The following is an 18417-nucleotide window of genomic DNA, read 5'->3' as shown; positions in this document are numbered from 1 at the left end:
TCCGTATATTCGGTTACTTGCATACGACAGTGTCCACGATGATCACTCCACCCGACGTATTTAAAAGCCTGGCCGATGAGACACGCGCCCGCGCCACCCTCCTGATCGCCAGCCAAGGCGAACTCTGCGTGTGCGAACTCATGTTCGCTCTTGAAGACAGCCAGCCGAAGATCAGCCGGCACCTTGCCCAGCTGCGCAGCAGCGGAGTATTGCTGGATCGCCGCCAAGGGCAGTGGGTTTATTACCGCCTGAATCCGCACCTTCCCGCGTGGGTGAGAGAGATGTTGCTGATAACACTGAATGCCAACACCGAGTGGCTGCGCCACAGCGCGCACCGCTTGCTGAGCATGGAGGAGCGGCCCATTCGGGATGTTTCCTGCTGCTGACGTTTCGCCGTTCACCCTCGGTGCCTGGGCATTACGCCGGCATCGGTTTATCGCTAACGCCGGAGGAAAAAATCCATGCGAGTACTCTTCATGTGCACGGCTAATAGCTGCCGTAGCATCCTCTCGGAAGCCATGTTCAATCACTTTGCGCCGCCAGGCTTTGAGGCAGTCAGTTCCGGAAGCTTTCCGAAAGGGCAGGTGTTGCCGCGCAGCCTCACCACGCTTCAGCAAGCTGGTATTGCCATAGACGGCTTGAGCAGCAAGGGCAACGAAGCCTTCGCGGACAACCTGCCAGATATCGTCATTACCGTCTGTGACAAAGCGGCGAACGAGAGCTGCCCGGTGTATTTTGGCCCGGCGCTCAAGTCCCACTGGGGCCTGGAAGATCCATCCGACGTGAAGGGGGATGACGCGACAGTTGAGGCGGCTTTCCGCGCAACGCTCGCCCGGATCGAGGAACGCTGCAGAGCGTTTATCACGCTTCCTTTCAGCACCCTCAGTCGCGATGAGCTCAAGCGCGAGCTTGATCGTATCGGCGGTCTTTGACAGGAGGACATATGCAAGAGCAAGTCCCCAACCTCGACCGCTCACTCTTCGACGGCATGCAGGCCGCGTCCCGCCTGAGTGACGACAAACCACGCATCCTCCTGCTTTACGGGTCGACCCGGGAGCGCTCGTTCAGCCGTCTGTTGACGGAGGAAGCTGCTCGTCTGCTGGAGTATCTCGGTGCAGAGACGCGTTTGTTTAATCCCTCTGGATTGCCTCTGCCGGATGACGCTACGGTGGATCATCCCAAGGTCGAGGAACTGCGCGAACTGGTGCTGTGGTCTGAGGGCCAGGTCTGGTGTTCACCCGAGCGGCACGGTGCGATGTCGGCTGTGTTCAAGGCTCAGATCGACTGGATTCCACTCGAACTCGGAGCCGTTCGCCCCACGCAGGGTAAAACCCTGGCGGTCATGCAGGTGTGTGGCGGCTCACAGTCCTTCAATGTCGTTAATCAGCTGCGCGTACTGGGGCGCTGGATGCGGATGGTCACCATCCCCAATCAGTCCTCGGTGCCGAAGGCCTACATGGAGTTCGACGAGGCCGGCCGGATGAAGCCTTCCGCGTATTACGACCGTGTCGTTGACGTGATGGAAGAGCTGGTCAAGTTCACCGTCCTTTTGCGTGACCGCCAGGTTGAGCTGGTGGACCGCTATTCTGAACGCAAGGAAACGGCGGAACAGCTCATGGCTCGCGTGAATCAGCGCTCGATTTGAGGTCCTGATGACGATTGAAACTGAAATTGAAATCCGAACGGCGCGACGGGAAGATGCGGCATCGATCCAGGCTATCTATGCACCGGTGGTAGCCGGGACTGCGATCTCGTTCGAAGATACGCCGCCCGGCGTCGAAGAGATGCAGCTGCGCATGGCCGCAACGTTGCAAACCTACCCCTATCTGGTTGCGGTTCGGGATGGCCGCGTGGTCGGGTACGCCTATGCCAGCCAGCACAGGGCCCGCGCAGCTTATCGTTGGGCGGTCGATGTTACGGTCTACATCGGCGAGCGCGAACGTAGAACCGGCGTGGGCCGTGCGCTGTATGAAGCGTTGCTGCCGATTCTGGCCCGCCAGGGCTTCCGTTCCGCCTATGCCGGCATATCTCAGCCTAATCCCGGCAGCGTTGCGCTGCATGAACTGCTCGGTTTCCGGCACATCGGCACTTACCCGAATGTCGGTTATAAACTCGGTCGCTGGCACGACGTTGGCTATTGGCACCGTGAGCTGAGCACGAGCCCATCCCCGCCAGGCGAAATCAGCCCGTACCCGGAACTGAATATCTGCTTGTCCGCTATGGGTCGCACTTGGATCGATAGATAAATTCGAACTCAATCATCAGTTTTAACGATGATCCTTTTGATTAACTTTTCAACTAAGGAGTCGATAACAGAGCATTACGAAAAAATCAAAGGTTAAAGGCGATGAAATCCAACTGGTTGGATAATTTGAAAGTAGGCAAGAAGCTCGGCTTGGGCTTCGGTGCCATTCTGCTGGGCGTTCTGGTGGTGACCGGGATTGGTTATGGCAGCGCGGACCTGCTGATCAAGCGACTGGAGAAAGCAGCCAGGGTCGCTGAAGTGAAAGCCGATATGCTCGACGTTAAAGTGGCGTCGCAAGCTTATGCCGCCAGCCCCAGTGCCAGCGCTGCAGAGGCTTATAGCGCAGCCCTTGCGTCATTGAACGGCACCATCGATAAAGGCTTGCAGATCCTGACCGTCGCCAAAAACGTGGAGATGCTCAAGGCGATCGATAATCAGGCAGCAGAACTCAAGAAAACCTTCGATCAGTTGGTCAGTAACAACCAGAAGATCGATGAGGCGATGAAGCCGTTGATCAAGGTCTCCGATGAAGTGAGCGCGACCTTCGAGAGCTTGCTGCAGAAGACGCTGGACGATGCTTCGAACTCGCCAGACCAGGCCGGTATCGACCATGTGAAAATTGCAGGCGACCTGCGCAATGGTATGACCAACTTCCGCCTGGTATTCCGTCGTTACTTGAGCATTCCTACCCCAGACAATCGCCAGGCCACTTTCGCGACAGCCGACGCGCTGCTTAGCCAGGTGGCTGCGGCCCGAAGCCAGCTCCCCGCGCAGTCAAATTCAGCAGTCGATACCTCGCTTGTTGCGCTTCGCCAGTACAAGGAGAACATGGCGACCATCTCGCAGATGCTGCAACAAAATGACCAGATACGCGACGCGTTACAAAAGCTGACAACCGACACCCTTAAGAGGGTCGATGACTTGATGGCCTCCCAGGTGGTTGCAGCAAACAATGAAAAGAGCAATGCGATCATCCAGTTGTTCAGTGTCGCGTTAGTGGTGCTGTTACTGGGTGTTCTCGCCGCGGCACTGATCACTCGTCAGATCACTCGTCCACTGAATGACAGCGTCATCGCTGCCCGTCGCATCGCCGATGGCGACCTGACCTACGACATTGGCACAGACCGTAAGGACGAACTGGGCCTGCTGCAAAACACCATGCAGCACATGACGTCTTCCTTGCGTGAACTGATTGGCGGTATCGGAAAGGGTGTTACCCAGATCGCAACCGCTGCCGAAGAGTTGTCGGCCGCGACCGAACAGACCAGCGCTGGCGTCACTCAGCAGAAACTGGAAGTGGATCAGGTGGCAACGGCCATGAATGAAATGGCTTCAACCGTGCAGGAGGTTGCGCAAAACACCGAGGACGCTTCGCGTGCAGCCCGGCAAGCCACCGAGCGCGCGGTCCATGGCAGCACCGTCGTGCAGCATGCAACCAGGGAAATCAGTCAGCTGTCTGGAGAAGTCGGGCAGTTGGGCGTGGCGATGCAGCGCCTGACCCATGACAGCGACAAGATCGGCAGTGTCATCGACGTGATCAAAGCCGTTGCGGAGCAGACCAATCTGCTCGCACTCAACGCCGCCATCGAAGCTGCACGTGCCGGCGAACAGGGTCGCGGTTTTGCGGTGGTGGCCGACGAGGTCCGGTCACTGGCCCAGCGCACACAAAGCTCGACCACTGAAATCGAAGCGCTGATCCAGGCCCTCCAGCACGGCACCGTGGAGGCGTCGAGCTTGATGGACGCCAGCATGCGGCGGACAGAGGGCACCGTCGAGCTGGCGCGTCAGGCCGAGCAAGCGCTCGTAGAGATTACGCATTCCATTGGCACGATTGAGCAGATGAGCCAGCAAATCTCGGCCGCGGCTGAGGAGCAGAGCGCGGTGACCGACGAAATCAATCGCAGCGTCATCAGTGTGCGTGACGTCGCCGACCAGTCCGCCACCGCGACGGAGCAGAGCGCTGCCTCGACATTGGAACTGGCACGCCTGGGCAACACCCTGCAGAACATGGTGGCTCGCTTCAAGGTCTGACACCACCGGTGTCGGCTGTACAAAAGAAACCGCTTCGGCGGTTTTTTTGTGCGCAGCATTCAGTGCGTCGCTCAGTGTCCACGCGCCATTCATCTTCCACCGGGCACTAATCCTTCCTGATGCACCTCTGTCCTGTAAGCGCAGATTTCCTGCGACTCGTACTGGAGGTCATCATGGGTATCGAAGACAACGGGCCGGATAACGCGTATCAGGGTCCTGCCGAGCCGGGCAGCGAAGAAGAGATTTATCCCGACACCCACGCGGATACCGAGTCAGCCCGGCAGGGTGAAGACGCGGCAAGCGAAGCCCGAAACAAGGGGCTGGATGACATGGAGATTCCTGACAATCCTCCCGTCGATGAAGACGAGGCGTCCTCTTCGGGCAACCGCTAAACCTGCCCGGATTCATCAGACCCCACCATTGTGTGGGGTTTTTCTTACAGCTCGAACGGTTTGTTACACAAAATAGCCACTCGTCGGAACGCGCGCACTATCAAGGGGTTGGGCACTCCATTCATTAATCAAAAAATAAGGTGCCCCGGATGAGACCTCAGATCCACGACATTCCCAACGCACTCGACCTGATCAGCGAGCTGGATCAGGCGACCGAGCAGATGATGTCTATCCCCGTCGAGCACATCGGCGGCGTGCAATGGGAAGAGGCTTTCGTCCGGCAGCAGAGCGCCTTTAGAAAATGGCGCGATTATTTGTACTGCAAAGCCGATGAGCGCCCGGCGGTTCGGCTGTTGAACATCGCCTGATCTGCATCTGCGAAGACCTGATCTGCAAACAGTACCGCCCGCATCAGACTCAGCATGGGCGCGCACCTCTGCACACTGCGCTAACGACGCCCCGCAATTCGTTCCACCGCGGCCAGCACCCTGGGCCGCTGCGCCTGCCACTCACGTTTGGTGATACCCAGCAGCACCGCGCCGATCCGCTTGCCATCGCGCACGATGTGCTCCCGCCTTACTCCCTCAACCACGAAGCCGAATTTCTGATGCATCTTGATCACCGCCGGGTTGATCTCGAGCACTTCGCAGTTGAGTTTCTCCAGCCCTGCGGCACCGAACGCGTAATCGAGTAGCCATAACTCCACCTGACTGCCAAGGCCTTTGCCCTGCAGCGTGGTGTCGAGGTAGAAGGCCCACTCTGCCGTGCCGTGGGTACGGTTGATGGCACTCAGCGACACAACCCCCACCGGTGCGGCTTCAAGCACAACGACAAAGACCTGCTGCCGGGAGCTTGAGCGCAGTGCCTCAAGCCAGTTCAGGTGCTCGGCTTCGCTGATTTCATGGTCCGTGTACATGAACTTGCGCACGTCGGGCTGATTGCGCAGTTGCCGCACACGGGCTTGCTGCTCGACGGGCAGCTCAAGGATCGGCACTACTTTCATGGATTCCCTTTTGAACGCGTCATACGGCTGTTGAGTCCCTGTCCGGTCTGCGCGGCCAGCAGTGCTTGATCACGTGCCGCGCCGCATGGAGGGGTTTTTTCAAACTGTCTGGAACGAATCGATTGGCGTTTCAGTCAACCTTTCTCACACCCAGGAGGCAAAATATTATGGCAAGCGATATCACTGAAAAACTGCGTGACGATCTTTATCAGAAAACCCGTTCCGAGCTGAACACTTTTCTCGACGAGACCAATGCCTTGCTGGCGGCAGGGGATGCCTTGAATGAGGACCGCACTACTCAGGCCCGTGAGCGGCTGAAGGATTTTCTGGCCCGCGGCACCAGTGCGGTGACCGAGATCGAAATGGACGCCCAACCTGCGCTGACCCGTGCGGTGGGTAACGCGAAATCCTACGTCACCACCCATCCGTGGGCGGCCGTCGGTGTTGCAGCGGGCCTGGGCCTGGTGGCCAGCCTGTTGCTCAAACGCAACAGGGATTGAGGGGGCCATCGTGGTTCGCCGTCGATTTCCGGTGGATCCGTTAAGTCCGACCAGCGGCCGGCTTGCGTTCGCCGGCGCGTGCACGCCCGTCATTTACCCTCGTTATCGGCTGGTACTGTTCATGGCGGGTACCGTAGCTGACGATGGATTCGGCACCGCTCTGGCGCCGGCCAATGTCTTGCGAAAGCATAAATGGGGGATACGCATGAATGTCGACGAAGAAACTGTTCGTCAGTTGGCCCAGTTGATCTGGGAGACCGAAGGCAAGCCTGAAGGGCAGGAGTCCCGTCATTGGGAAATGGCCACACGCCTGGCGGAGTCCGCTGCCATGGCGCCGGTCCGCACTTCAAGCAAGCACAAGGTCGATACGTTGTTCCCGTCGCCCGATGAGGCTGACCCCAACCCGTGACAGGTCGAGAGCTCGCCCAGGCGCAGTGCCGGGGCGAAGCTCGGATCGACCTCGTATCAAACAGCTACCCGCTTCAGACCGACCCTGAGGCTTGCCGTGCAACACGGCGATCCGCCTGCCGCGCATCCATCAGCGCCCAATACCACATGCCCAGACCGCCCAGCGTCAATGCCGCTGCGGCATAGCCCGTGGCCGGCAGACCGTAGCCCGCCGCAATGACCACCCCGCCCACCAACGGGCCGATGGCGTTGGCGACATTGAACGCGCTTTGCACCAGCGCACCCGCCAGGGATTGCGCATGGGGCGCAACGTCCATCAGGCGTGTTTGCAGGATCGCCGCCAGGCCGACGCCGCAACCGATGAAAAACACCAGCGGAATGAGCAGCCAGAGGTTGTCGGTCGCCGACGGGTACAGCGCCAGCACCAGCGCAGTGAAGCCCAGCGAGACGCCAGCGGCGAGCATCGTGGCGCGGTCGGCGGCCCAGCCACAAACCAGGTTGCCCACCGTCGTGCCCAGACCGAACACCGCCATCACCACCGGAATCATGAAAGCCGAAGCGTGGGTGACGTCGATCAGCGTGGCCGCCAGATAGGTGTACACGCAGAAGATCCCGCCGAAGCCGATGCCGGCGATGCCCAGTGTCAGCCACACCTGCCGCGAGCGCAGTGCGTTAAGTTCGCGCAACGGGCTGGCGTCGGTATCCGCAGGGGAAGCGGGCGCAAGGCAGCGAATCAGCACCGCGGTGATCGCGGCGAGGCCGGCGACGATGGCCATGCCCCAGCGCCAGCCGATGGTCTGGCCGATCCAGGTGGCGAACGGCACGCCGATGATGGTGGCGATGGTCAGCCCCATGAACACGCGGGAGACCGCTTGAGCACGGCGATTCTTCGGCACCAGGGACGCGGCCAGCAGCATCGCCACGCCAAAGTAGGCGCCATGGGGGAAACCGCTGAGAAAGCGGAAAAACACCAGCCATGGCAGCGAAGGGGCGACGGCGCTCAACGCGTTGGCGATTCCGATGAAAGCGGCGAGGGCCACCAGCAAGGCCCGGCGGGGCAGTCTGACGCCCAGGACCATGATCACTGGCGAGCCGATGACCACGCCCAGGGCGTAGGCACTGATGGCATGCCCGGCCAGCGGCTGGGTGACCTGAAAGTCACCGGCAACGAACGGCAGCAGGGTCATTGAGGCGAATTCGGTCGTGCCGATGGCGAAGGCGCCCATGGCGAGGGCGAACAGCAGCCAGCCCATGTTGAAATCATGCGGGGTGTGGGAGGTATTCATGGGAGATCGAGAAGGGTTTCCGGGAAGAAGCATGCTGTGATACTTGAAACCGATTTCAGTTCAACCCGGGAATGACTCAACCCTGAAGTGACGCCGGGTGACGCGGGTGGCGCATCAGTCGGCGGTTCAGTTCGATCAGTCTTTGGGTTTGGTGTCGGGCAGGGCGGCACCCTTGGGCCACAGCATCCAGATCTGGCCTTGCTGTTTCATGTTGCCGGCCAGTTCGCCCGCCGCGTCACCGGTACCCCAGAACATGTCGGCGCGGACTTCGCCGGCAATGGCGCCGCCGGTGTCCTGCGCCGCTACCGGGCGCACCAGCGGCGTGCCGTCGGGGCGGGTCGAGGACAGCCACAACAGGCTGCCGAGGGGGATCACCTTGCGATCGATCGCCACGCTGTAACCAGCGGTCAGCGGCACATTCAGCGAACCGCGCGGGCCTTCGGTGCTGTCCGGGCGCAGGGTGAAGAACACGTAGCTCGGGTTGCTGCCCAGCAGTTCATTGACGCGTTCGGGGTGCGCAATCGCCCAGTCGCGGATGCGGCCCATGGACACTTCGTCCTTGGTCAACTGGCCTTGCTCCACCAGCCAGCGGCCAATCGGCTTGTACGGGTAGCCATTCTGATCGGCGTAGGCGATGCGCAGCTGACGGCCGCTTTCCAGCTGAACCCGACCCGATCCCTGGATCTGCAGGAACTGCAGGTCGATGGGGTTTTCCAGCCAGGCCAGCACGGGGGCACTGGCGCCTTTGGTGCCAATGGTGGCGGCGTCGTCGTAGGGACGCAGCACTCGGCCATCCAGGCGCCCGCGCAGGCGCTTGCCCTTGAGCTCGGGATAGATGCTGTCGAGGTTGACGATGATCAGGTCATCGGGCACGCCATACACCGCCACCGGGTGCGCGTCATTGCGCTGCTCGCTGCCTTTATAGATCGGCTCGTAATAGCCGGTGATCAGCCCGTTGGCGCCGTGCTCGGAGGAACGCAGGCTGTAGACCTGCAGCTGATTCTTGAGAAAGTCGCGCACCGCCGCAGGATTCTGCGGCACTTGGGCGGCGAGGGCGCATGTGCCGCCCCAGACCGGGTCCTTGGCCAGGCGTTTGCACGCCGAGAACCAACTGTTGTAACCCGCCATCAGGTCGGTGTCGTTCACCGCCGGCAGTTTGTCCCACTCGACGCTGACGTAGGTCGTCGCTTCGGAGGGCTTGGTCTTCGGCGCGCCGCCGTCGCAGGCAGCGAGCAGGGCGATCAGTGGGGCGAGGCAGAATACGAAACGGCGCCAGTGCAGGCTTGTGGTCATCACGCGGGGTGTTTCCTGAAAATCATGCGAAGGCGGCTAGCTTGGTGAAAGCGAAGGGCTGCGTCAAATGGATGAGGGAATCATTTGCATGAAAGCTCACATGGCGGCCCAATCGCCCTGGACGCGCTGCGAATTTGCCCCCGATATTGCACTTTTTCGCCGTGGGCCGTTCTGACCATGGCCAGGACGCGGCGATAGACGCGGCGTCCCGTTCGTTAAAGCTTGGGATTGATGCTCGCCGTGTTTTCTGTTTTATCCGTTTGCCGACGCCTGCGCCCGCTGTTTGCCCTGTGCATGCTTGGGCTCGGCGCTGCCGGGTGTACGCGCCAGGACGGCCAGGATGTCGCCACGCAGTTCAGCGAGACGCGGCCCCAGGAGTTCTTCCAGACCAGCGTGGACCGCATGGCGACACTGGCCATGCAAGACAACCTAGACAGCCTTTACTTGCTGATGAACAAACTCTACCTGCGCAACCCTGGCGAGTGGCGCAAGTCCGGCTTCGTCGATGCCGCGGCGGCCGAACGCAACGTGCGGCAGGCCATCGAGCAGAAGAAGCCGTTGCCGCAGTTGGGCACGCGACGTGACCTGGCAGCGCTGAGCTACGCCCTGAGCCCTGAATTCCTTGGCGATCGCGTCGGCGCGTTCATTTATGCCATTGGCAGCATGCTGGTCACGGCCCACGGCGGGCGCCTCGAATTCTTCATGACCGACCAGGTCAACCCGACGTTCGTCAACAATGCTGCGCGCAATATCGAAAAGGCCACCTGGCTGCTGAGCCAGCGGCAGAACGCCAATGGCGAGCTGCTGCTGTTCTCCAACGAGATTTCGGAGGAGGGCAGCAACCTCAGTTTCGCCACCGAGTTCGGCAAGATCGTGGCGCGCTTGGACCTGCTCACCCAGATGCTCGACGAGCGATATAGACGCATCGGTTTGAATTACGCCCAGAGCCTGCTGTTCCTGAATTTCCTCCCGGTGCAATGACGCCCCGCTGTGCCGGAAAAAACCTTTGCGCTATCCCTCATCCTTGTCGGCTTGCGGTCGATAGCTCCTCAGGAGTCCGCAAAAAACAACTATAAAATTCATGGCATGGGGTCGACGATGTTCAAAACAGTGCAGGCGCGCTATACGGTCATATTTGTGACCTTGATTGTGGTCATCGCAGTGCTCACCGAGCAGGGCATCGTACATTTCGTCACGCCCAAGGTGCGAGAGACCCAGGAAAAAGTGGTGCTGAGCCAGGTGGACCAGATCGGCACGCGAATTCTTTCGGACCTGGCGCGCGTAGAGGCTCAGTCCCGGGCGATCACCCAGGCGGTTCCGCTGCTGGACAGTGATGGCATCGACACTGTGCTGCCAGGCCTGGTCGATCAGTACGGCGATCAGAAAGTCTTCGGCGGCGGCGTCTGGCCGATGCCGGACAAGCGCACCCCGGGGCGCAACAAACACAGCTCGTTTTTCCACCGTGACGGCAGTGGCCAGCTGGTGGTGAGCACGTTCTGGAACTCCGACCCTGCGCCCAACTACTGGGAACAGCCATGGCACCGCGCCGGGCAGAACGCACCCAAGGGCAAATGCGCCTGGGCGGCGGCCTATCAGGACGAAGCCAGCCCGCAACCGCGCACCAACTGCGCGATGGGCATCTACAAAGATGGCGCGCTCTACGGCGTTTCGACCATCGACGTCACCCTGGGCTTCTTCAACGGCCTGATCCAGGACAAGGAAAAAGACATTCAGGGTCAGGTGATGATCGTCGAGCGCGACGGCAAGATCCTGACCAACCAGAGCCGCATTCCCGGCGAAATCATCCTCAAGAACGTCGCCGGCTTCAGCGGCCAGTCGATGTTCGCCAAGGCCATTCAGGACGGCCTGGGCAAGGTCTCTGGCGACGCTGTGTATTCCCGGGAATACATCGACCCGCAACTGGGTGACCTGACCTTCTTCCTGCGCCCTGTGGTGGGCACGCCGTGGATGATCGCCACCTCGTTGCCAACCGCCATGCTCACCGCCAGCAGCACCGAAGTGCTGAAGACCCTGGGGTGGTTGCAGATTCCACTGGTTGTTCTGTTGCTGGTGGTGCTGGGCTTTGCCTTCCATCGCTTGCTGGCACGGCTGACCGTTCTGCGCACCAACATCGACGCGCTGTCTTCGGGTGAGGCCGACCTGACCCGTCGCATTCCGATCAAGGGCGAGGATGAACTGGACGCTGTCGGCCACTCGGTCAACAAGTTCATCGCCTTCCAGCAAGCGATGATTGTCGAGGTGCGCAGCGGCACCGAGCAGATCTCTGCCGGGCTGGTGCAATTGCAGGATCAGTCGCGCAACATCAACCAGATCCTCAACCGCCACGCCTCGGAAACCGATCAGGCGGTGACCGCGATCAACGAGATGAGCGCCACCGCCGACAGCGTCGCCGAGAACGCTACGCAGACGGCGAGCTTTACTCAATCGGCCAACGATGCCGCGCAGCGCTCCCGGGACGTCGTCGACGAAGCGTCGGTCAGCGTGCGGGCGCTGGTGGCCGAGGTCGAAGAAGCGACCCAGTACGTTCAGGAAATGCAGGTCGACGCCAAACGCATCACCGATGTGCTCGGTGTCATCGGCGGCATCGCCCAGCAAACCAACCTGCTGGCCCTCAACGCGGCCATCGAAGCAGCGCGGGCGGGTGAGCAGGGCCGAGGCTTTGCGGTGGTGGCCGACGAAGTGCGGGCGCTGGCCGGTCGTACCCAGCAGAGCACATCGGAGATCAACGAGATGCTCGCGCGGCTGGAACAGGGCGTGAGCACTGCGGTGGGCGCGATGGAGAAAACCAAGGTCAGTTGCCAGTCGACGGCCGACCGTACGTCCCGCGTCAACGAAGGCCTGGACGGGATGGCCGGTTCGGTGCTGCGCATCCATGACCTGAGCGCGCACATTGCAACGGCGGCAGAGGAGCAGAGCGCGGTGACCGAGGAGATCAACCAGAACATGATCGCCATTCGGCACATGGTCGGTGAACTGGTGGGCTGTGGTCAGCAGACCGACACCAGCGTCGAGGCGCTGATGGCGTCCAACGAGCGGCTGGTGGCGATGATCGATCGCTTCAAGGTTCGCTAACCGGCGATCCATTCACTCGCGCAAAGCAAAGCCGGAGCCCAAAAAGCGCCGGCTTTTTTGTGGGGCGCAGAAGGTGTCTGGGCTCAGTAACTTTCGCCGCGAATGTATTCCTGCATTTTCTCGATCAGCCTGGCCTGTTCGGCAATGGCCGCCTTGACCAGGTCGCCGATGGACAGCAAACCGATCAGCCGGCCTTCGTCCACCACCGGTAAATGGCGCAGGCGGCGGTCGGTCATGATGTTCATGCAGTGCTCGACGGTGTGCTGCGAACCCACGGTCTGTACGTCGTGGGTCATGATGTCGCTGACCGGGGTCCCGGCCGAAGCGCGACCCTTGAGCTCCATCTTGCGGGCGTAATCCCGCTCGCTGACGATGCCGACCACCTTGCCGTCGCGCACCACCGGGACAGCACCGATGTTCTTTTCGGACATCAGCTTGATCGCCTCGAGGACCATCTCCCCGGGCCCGACGGTGTGGACGTCAGCGTGGTGCGGATCTTTCAACTTCAGTAGTTCGGCTACGGTCGTCATGCTGGCCTCTCCGGCGCGTTTCTTGTGAGCACGGCCAATCCGGCCGTGCATAGAGAATCGTCGAGAGATGGCATTCCGGCAAGTTTGAAAGCGCCATGCCCGGCCCTGAAAGCGTCACCGCCCCGATTTCCCGTGGCCGCGTCGGTGGGCTGGCGCGAGCTTAGCCGATCCGCCGCGACAGGCCGCCCTGTCCCTGCCCATGCATCGGTGCTTTTGCCGGCGATGCCGCGCGCTGCTGCAGCAGACCGGCAACGTCACGGGTCTGCAGCACGAACCCTTGCACCCAGTCCACGAAGGTCATCTCGTCCAGTGCCTTGAGCGGCAGTTGCGTGCACAGGCGAACCGCCTGTTGCTCATCCAGGGCCAGCCAGCAGCCACTCATGGCGCCGCTGTCGAAGTTGAGCCTCATCAGCCGCTCATACAGGCTCGGGTCGGGGCGCAGCGACAGTTTGCAATGCAGAATCGCGACGTCTCCCGCCGTCGGCACCTCGATGATCACCACTTCGCGGCCCTCATCGAACAGCGCGCACACGCCGTTTTCGAGTTGCAAGGCGGTGCCCAGTCGTTTGCCCAGTGCCTGAATGCAGGCGTCTGCGTGTGTCGTTGTGTTCATCATTTGCGGTGTCCTGTACGGGGGGGCGATTCGATCAATAGAGGAGCGGGCGCGGCGGCCTAGCGCGGCCGGAAAGCGCCATTGCCAGCCTGGCCCAGCTCGTGGGCGGGCTGCGAGTCGCCACGGTCGGCGATGGCGCCGTCGGCCGTGGCCTTTTTCGGGTTCCTCTGGTCAGGGCCGTAGTCGAAGGTGACTTCACCCATGAGGCGTTCGATGCTCAGCGCGCTGCCGCTCTTGAAGCTGACAAAGGGGAACGGCGTGCCGAACGCGTCTTCTTTCGCGGCGGTCTTGAAGACCGCGATGCTCTTGATGCGCAGATTGTTCTTGTCGCCGAGTATGTCCTTGAGCACCGCGTCGGTCAGCCGTCCACTCAATGCGCCGTCCTCGATGCGCTCTTTGACGTCGTCGCGGACCTCAAGCTTGATTTCGGCGCGAGTGGTGCCCTTGCTGTCCTTCATCGCATCGAGCAGGCCTTTGAGCTGCGGGTCGGCGCTCATCATTTCGTGAATCCGCTCGGCGTTGCCCGGGTTGCAGTCACGGCCGAGCATCTGTTTGACGCGGTCGATCTGCCGCTTGGAGGGCGCGGCCTGATCCAGCCGGTTGACGTTGTTGTGTTTGACCACCATGTCCATCAGCGACATCAGGCTGGAGCCCTGGCTGGCAGCGGTGTTCTGCCGGTCGAGCTGGCGCAGGCTCTGGCGCGCGGCGTATTGCGCGTCGTTCTCGTCTGACGTGGCCTTCAGGTATTTGTCCTTGAGGTCCTGCAGCACCTTCTCAGGAGGCTTGCCGGCGGGCGACGGATTCTTGCTCATGCCGGGGAAGGCCTTCTCCAGTGTGTCACCCAGGGTTTTGACGTCTGCGGTTCGCAGCGGCAGGGCGTTCTTGAAGCGCACGTCGTAGCTCTTGCCGGTCTTGTTGTCGAACGCCAGTGTCGCGCTGACGCCCAAGGGGGCGCCGCCGGCCACGAACAGGTTGCTGGGGCGCGACGTAAAGACGGTGCTGAACATCCGCGCGTAGCCGGTCACCGAGCCTTTTTCGAGGAACCGCGCGCGGTTGCTGCTATAGACGTCGGCGTGCAGGCCGTCGCTGCCGTGGCCCTCGGTGCGTTCCCGTTCGGCGCTGAGCAATGACACGGTTCCCAGCAGGCCGGCGCCGAAGCGCATGAAGCCGGCAACGGGTTCGGCATCGGTGCGGCCCTTGTTGGTCCGGGATTCAAGGTTGACCCCGGCATCCAGGTCGAACGCGTGCTTGCCCGTGGTGCGCACTTCCTTCTCGACGCCGCGATCCATCAACGCCATGGGTTTGAGGCCTCCCTGCGCCGGGCGCTTGCTGCTGGCCAGTTGCGTCTGCATCAGGTCAATCATGAAATCATCGATTTCGTCGTCGCGAATGAAAAAGCTCAGCGCCGTGCTGTTGGCATACTTGTACTTGGCGTCCAGGCTGCCGCCGAACCAGCCGCCGTTGGTCTGGAGGTTGGCGTGGCTGTCGCCGGGCGTGGTTTTGGTGTCACTTTTGCCGCCACCAAAACCGAAGCTTCCTGTGCCGCTGATCGCGCCTTCGCGACTCATCGACACCTTCAGGCCGCGGTCGAATCGGGTGAAGGTCAGGCCGTAGGTCCGCTCTGGATCGATATTGCCGCGAAAACCCAGGAACGCGGGCTCGGCCGGCCCCGCGACGCCGCCGGTGACGCCGCCGCCGTAATTGCGGTTCAGCTTGAGGCTTTCTCGAGGCTCCAGATTCTGGAGCGCCTCGGTCAGGGCGAGCATGACAGCGGCGTTATTCGGGCCGGCAGGGGTCTGCAGCCCTTGCAGCACGTTGCGCTTGAGCGGGTGGTTGTCCTTGCGCAAGTGCTTGAGCAGGTTCTTGGTGGCGTCGTAACTGGCTTCGAGGGAGGCATGGTCACGGAAGCCGGCATCGGTGTAGCGCTTCACCGGGCTGCCTTCGTAGGCGTCGTTGTGCAAGGTGGCCAGCGCTGTGGCGATGGTGTCGAAATCCTTCGCCCCCGGTTTCTTCACTTCATTGGCGAACCCGTCGAGGGCGGCGCTGATGTCGTTGAGCACCTTGACGTCCAGCGCCAGGCGAGCGCGCAGCAGGGCCTGGTTATCGCCTTGGGTGCGAGAGCCATCCAGCGGCGATTGGGTGTTGCGCCGCTCCAGCGTGAAATGCGCGTTCTTCAGCTTGGTGAGCAGCTGCCCCAGTTCGTGAGCGTTGTCGATGCCGCTGTCACGAAGGACGCTGGCCACTTGCGGCAGCATGTCATTGTTGCGCGGCTTGCCCTGGAAGGCCGGATTGATCGCGCCATTTTTCAGCAACGCGCCTTCGTCCTGGGCCAGTTCGCGCAGCGTCTTCTGCAGGTCTTCGGTGACGCTGGTCTGGAACCAGTTGAACAGCTCCGCCAGCTCGCTCGATTCAGGTGACAGGCGAGGCGCCAGCTCATTGATACGCGCAGCCATGGGTCGCGGCGGTGTGCCGGTCGCCGCGCCGGTCGCCGCAGCCGCGCGGGTGCTCAGCTCGCGCAGCAGCGCGGTTTCTTCGGTGTAGATCGGCTTCAGGCCTTCGCGGCCTTTCCAGGCGTGCTGGAGGCTGTCGGCAGGCACTTTTACCGCGCCGGTCAGCGAAAGATGGGAGGTAAGGTAATTCTGCCGGAGGGAGGCAGGGGCGTACTGCTTGGCCTTCATGCTCTCGATGTTGTTACTGCCCATCACGTTGACGGTGACCTTGGCCGAGCCTCTGCGCAGGGTTTCCGGCTCGGCCGCCGCCAGCCGATTGAAGGCCGCATGGTCATTGCTCGGGCGCGCCGGTGCGGGTGCGGCGGCTTCCCACCCGGTTGCGGTTTTGACGAATTCTCCGGCGCTGGTGGTGGCCAGCAAACGTCCATCGTGATTGGGGCGCAGGTCCTGAAGAACGGTCCCCGGTGGGGTGGTCGGGCCCTGAACCGCTTGCCAGGTCCGCTGAGGATTGAGCCTTCGAGCGTTGGCCTCGTCGCCGCTCAGCTGGAACACTGCGCCGCCGCGCAGGGCGAACCAGTGCTTGCCGCCGGTGCTGATCGCCTGGATGTCGCCCGTGCCGGGTGGCTGTGGCAGTACCGCGCGTTCACCGTTCTGGTCGTGGAGGCGCAGTTTGCCGCCGCTGAGGGTCATGAAGTTCTGATCGTTCTGCACGGCCAGTTTGTCGGCGACCACACCCTCGGCGCCGCGCAGGGCGGTGCCCTTGGCTTCAGTCCCGCGACCTTGCAGGGCCAGGTCGGCGCCGCGCCCCATTTCATGGGCGGCGGCCTGGGGCGCCACTTTCAGCTGTTTGAGCTTGCCATCCTTGTCGATGAGGTAAGCGAAGCCGTCCTGGCCAGCCTGCAGCGCTTTGATGTCCTTTTCGCTGGTCTTCTTCCATTCGTCGGTGCGCGGGTCTTGCACCAACAGCGTCTTTTCGATGGTTTCTTTCAATTCTTCAACGGGCGGGTTGTGCACTAACCGCTTGTCGAGAGGACGGACGTATTCGCCGCGCGGTGCCTGGACCCGCGATGAGCGCTTCTGCTCGTAGAGGGCGATTTTGCCGCGCGGCAGCTGAATCTGCGTGGCGGCGTCAGGGGTCAGGACGGGCAAGCCGTGCTGACGATCCATGACCAGCGGCGCCATGACCCAGCCAGGCACGAAGTCCTGTTTTGCCTGATCCCACGATGCGCTGTGCTCTACGCCTTGCTGGTCCTTGACGGTGGCGTGCAGCAGGTTTTTTTCGTCATGAAAAAAGCCGCTGACGGTGTGGTGACCAAAGGCCGTCTGCAGGGCGGGCGAGGGGCGCACTTTCTGCAGTGTGAGCTCATTCACGAGGAGGTTGTTTTGTTGCGCTTCAGCGGTCGGCAAATGCGCCTCCAGGAGTTCGCCCGAGGCTGTCGTCGCCAGCAGACGATCACCGATGAGCGCCACGGATTTGGCTTTCATGGCCGCGTCGTTATCCGTGCCGGTGGGGGTAATGAGCGGGAACGCATCATGGCGGTCGGCGCCAAGCCCGTTGCGCAGTTGGAGTAACTGGTTGCCTGAGGCGTTTTCGCTGAGCGCCATCAGTGCACCGGCGGTGGAGCGTCCGAGGGCCGTGACCTTTTCTGTGAAATCCAGCGACTTGGTCAGATCACTCAGCTCGTACACCTTGCCTTCGTCGTTGAGCCCCAACAGGTTGCCGCCGCCAATGTTGTGCAAGGTTTTCAGCGTTGCTCCCTGGGTGTTCTCCTGCCATTGGCCCCCATGCAACGCGTACAACTTATTTTCGTGAATACGCCAGGCGGTGTTGTTCGCGTCCTTGTGCACGCCGGTGATCTGCGCGCGATGGGCATCGGTGGGCATCGCCATTTTCTTGCCGTCGCTGGCGGAGGCGACGCGGTTCTCACTGCTCTTGAACAGTGAAATGGCGATATCGCTGGCATGGGCGTGGAGCAGCCGGTTCTGGCTGTCGACCATCAGGTATTCGGCTTTCTGCGCGTCCTGATTGAGCGGCGCAAGGTCCTGATAACGCTGATCGTGTTTGCTCAGAATGCCTTCGAGCAACCGCTCGGTGGGGTTGGGCTGGTCGGTGCCGCCAAAGGTCAGTCGTTGATTGTGCAGCGCCATGCTCAGCCGGGGTGTCAGGGCGTTGGCTGGTGGCTGGGCTGCCGTCGGAGCGCTGGGTGTCGGGCCGGTTGGCGGCACGGGCGCGTTCGCTTGTGGCGTGGCTGATGCAGCTGCCGTTGTTGAAGCCGGCGCCGCATGGGGGGCGAGCGCGGTCTGCGGGGTGTTTGCAGCGGCCGTGCTGCGGGGAATTGACGAGGCATCCCCCGGTCGGGCCTTGAACAGACCGCCTGCGAAGTGGCGGCTTTTCTGCAGCGTTGACCGGCTGGCAGTGGCCATGCGCGCCAGCACGTTTTTGCGCTGCGTGGGGCCGGTTCCGGTTCCGGGTGCTGCAGCTGGGTTCAGGTGGGTGGTGCCGACACTGGTGGTATGACCACGGAACACTGGAGGTAAAGCCATGCTGACGCCGTCCATGCAAGTGAGTGCTT

Annotated in this window: 17 protein-coding genes and 2 pseudogenes; 13 read left to right on the top strand and 6 right to left on the bottom strand. The window is 61.7% G+C overall.

The window, feature by feature from the left end; genetic code table 11:
* Window positions 1–38 precede the first annotated feature (38 nt).
* From M1E04_RS13705 to M1E04_RS13670, 8 genes and pseudogenes are all read left to right on the top strand, one after another.
* Window positions 39–386 carry a metalloregulator ArsR/SmtB family transcription factor gene (locus tag M1E04_RS13705; RefSeq protein ID WP_369318082.1) on the top strand — a complete coding sequence of 116 codons (348 nt, stop codon included), beginning with the start codon at window positions 39–41 and terminating at the stop codon, window positions 384–386.
* 75 nt (window positions 387–461) lie between these two features.
* Window positions 462–932, top strand: coding sequence for an arsenate reductase ArsC (locus tag M1E04_RS13700; protein ID WP_369318081.1), 471 nt, complete (start codon window positions 462–464; stop codon window positions 930–932).
* Window positions 933–943: 11 nt separating this feature from the next.
* Window positions 944–1645, top strand: coding sequence for an arsenical resistance protein ArsH (arsH, locus tag M1E04_RS13695; protein WP_192131301.1), 702 nt, complete (start codon window positions 944–946; stop codon window positions 1643–1645).
* A gap of 7 nt (window positions 1646–1652) precedes the next feature.
* Window positions 1653–2246, top strand: coding sequence for an arsinothricin resistance N-acetyltransferase ArsN1 family B (locus M1E04_RS13690; RefSeq protein ID WP_456291509.1), 594 nt, complete (start codon window positions 1653–1655; stop codon window positions 2244–2246).
* 101 nt (window positions 2247–2347) lie between these two features.
* A pseudogene (locus tag M1E04_RS13685) lies at window positions 2348–3421 on the top strand (methyl-accepting chemotaxis protein); the annotation flags it as partial.
* Window positions 3404–4276, top strand: coding sequence for a methyl-accepting chemotaxis protein (locus M1E04_RS13680; RefSeq protein ID WP_455913095.1), 873 nt, complete (start codon window positions 3404–3406; stop codon window positions 4274–4276). The pseudogene M1E04_RS13685 and the gene M1E04_RS13680, both read left to right, overlap by 18 nt.
* A 173-nt stretch (window positions 4277–4449) precedes the next feature.
* Window positions 4450–4668, top strand: a complete 219-nt coding sequence (locus tag M1E04_RS13675) for a hypothetical protein (RefSeq protein WP_456291508.1) — start codon at window positions 4450–4452, stop codon at window positions 4666–4668.
* 149 nt (window positions 4669–4817) lie between these two features.
* Window positions 4818–5036 carry a hypothetical protein gene (locus M1E04_RS13670; RefSeq protein ID WP_065991542.1) on the top strand — a complete coding sequence of 73 codons (219 nt, stop codon included), beginning with the start codon at window positions 4818–4820 and terminating at the stop codon, window positions 5034–5036.
* Between the two features lie 80 nt (window positions 5037–5116).
* Here M1E04_RS13670 and pseH read toward each other — a convergent pair whose 3' ends face one another.
* The gene (pseH, locus tag M1E04_RS13665) at window positions 5117–5671 is read right to left on the bottom strand and encodes a UDP-4-amino-4,6-dideoxy-N-acetyl-beta-L-altrosamine N-acetyltransferase (RefSeq protein ID WP_296311577.1); all 555 of its coding nucleotides are present in this window, start codon (window positions 5669–5671) and stop codon (window positions 5117–5119) included.
* 167 nt (window positions 5672–5838) lie between these two features.
* On the opposite strand from pseH, the gene M1E04_RS13660 reads away from it, so the two are divergent.
* Both M1E04_RS13660 and M1E04_RS13655 read left to right on the top strand, forming a co-directional pair.
* A complete protein-coding gene (locus M1E04_RS13660; RefSeq protein ID WP_192131310.1) occupies window positions 5839–6171 on the top strand; it encodes a DUF883 family protein in 333 nt (110 codons plus the stop codon).
* 205 nt (window positions 6172–6376) lie between these two features.
* Window positions 6377–6580, top strand: coding sequence for a DUF2934 domain-containing protein (locus M1E04_RS13655; protein WP_456291507.1), 204 nt, complete (start codon window positions 6377–6379; stop codon window positions 6578–6580).
* Between the two features lie 73 nt (window positions 6581–6653).
* Here the strand turns inward: M1E04_RS13655 and M1E04_RS13650 are convergent, their stop codons facing one another.
* The gene (locus M1E04_RS13650) at window positions 6654–7865 is read right to left on the bottom strand and encodes an MFS transporter (RefSeq protein ID WP_456291506.1); all 1212 of its coding nucleotides are present in this window, start codon (window positions 7863–7865) and stop codon (window positions 6654–6656) included.
* Window positions 7866–8000: 135 nt separating this feature from the next.
* A complete protein-coding gene (gene mltA, locus M1E04_RS13645; RefSeq protein WP_192131965.1) occupies window positions 8001–9158 on the bottom strand; it encodes a murein transglycosylase A in 1158 nt (385 codons plus the stop codon).
* A gap of 294 nt (window positions 9159–9452) precedes the next feature.
* Between mltA and M1E04_RS13640 the strand changes: the two genes are divergently transcribed.
* From M1E04_RS13640 to M1E04_RS13630, 3 genes and pseudogenes are all read left to right on the top strand, one after another.
* Window positions 9453–10139: a hypothetical protein gene (locus tag M1E04_RS13640; RefSeq protein WP_456293197.1), complete on the top strand. Its 687-nt coding sequence runs from the start codon at window positions 9453–9455 to the stop codon at window positions 10137–10139.
* A 105-nt stretch (window positions 10140–10244) separates the two neighbouring features.
* Window positions 10245–11330, top strand: a pseudogene (locus tag M1E04_RS13635) (cache domain-containing protein); the annotation flags it as partial.
* Between the two features lie 75 nt (window positions 11331–11405).
* Window positions 11406–12251 carry a methyl-accepting chemotaxis protein gene (locus tag M1E04_RS13630; protein ID WP_456293196.1) on the top strand — a complete coding sequence of 282 codons (846 nt, stop codon included), beginning with the start codon at window positions 11406–11408 and terminating at the stop codon, window positions 12249–12251.
* A gap of 83 nt (window positions 12252–12334) precedes the next feature.
* On the opposite strand, the gene M1E04_RS13625 is transcribed toward M1E04_RS13630, so the two are convergent.
* The 3 genes from M1E04_RS13625 to M1E04_RS13615 form a co-directional block, all read right to left on the bottom strand.
* Window positions 12335–12781, bottom strand: coding sequence for a CBS domain-containing protein (locus tag M1E04_RS13625; protein WP_065991548.1), 447 nt, complete (start codon window positions 12779–12781; stop codon window positions 12335–12337).
* Window positions 12782–12941: 160 nt separating this feature from the next.
* Complete coding sequence (locus M1E04_RS13620) at window positions 12942–13397, bottom strand: type III secretion system chaperone (RefSeq protein WP_369318073.1); 456 nt, start codon at window positions 13395–13397, stop codon at window positions 12942–12944.
* 56 nt (window positions 13398–13453) lie between these two features.
* Window positions 13454–18388, bottom strand: a complete 4935-nt coding sequence (locus M1E04_RS13615) for an AvrE-family type 3 secretion system effector (RefSeq protein WP_456291505.1) — start codon at window positions 18386–18388, stop codon at window positions 13454–13456.
* Window positions 18389–18417 lie beyond the last annotated feature (29 nt).

This window comes from Pseudomonas sp. AK106 (assembly GCF_053903055.1).
Note: the sequence above shows the minus strand (reverse complement) of the source record. Positions and strands in the feature narration are given on the sequence as shown.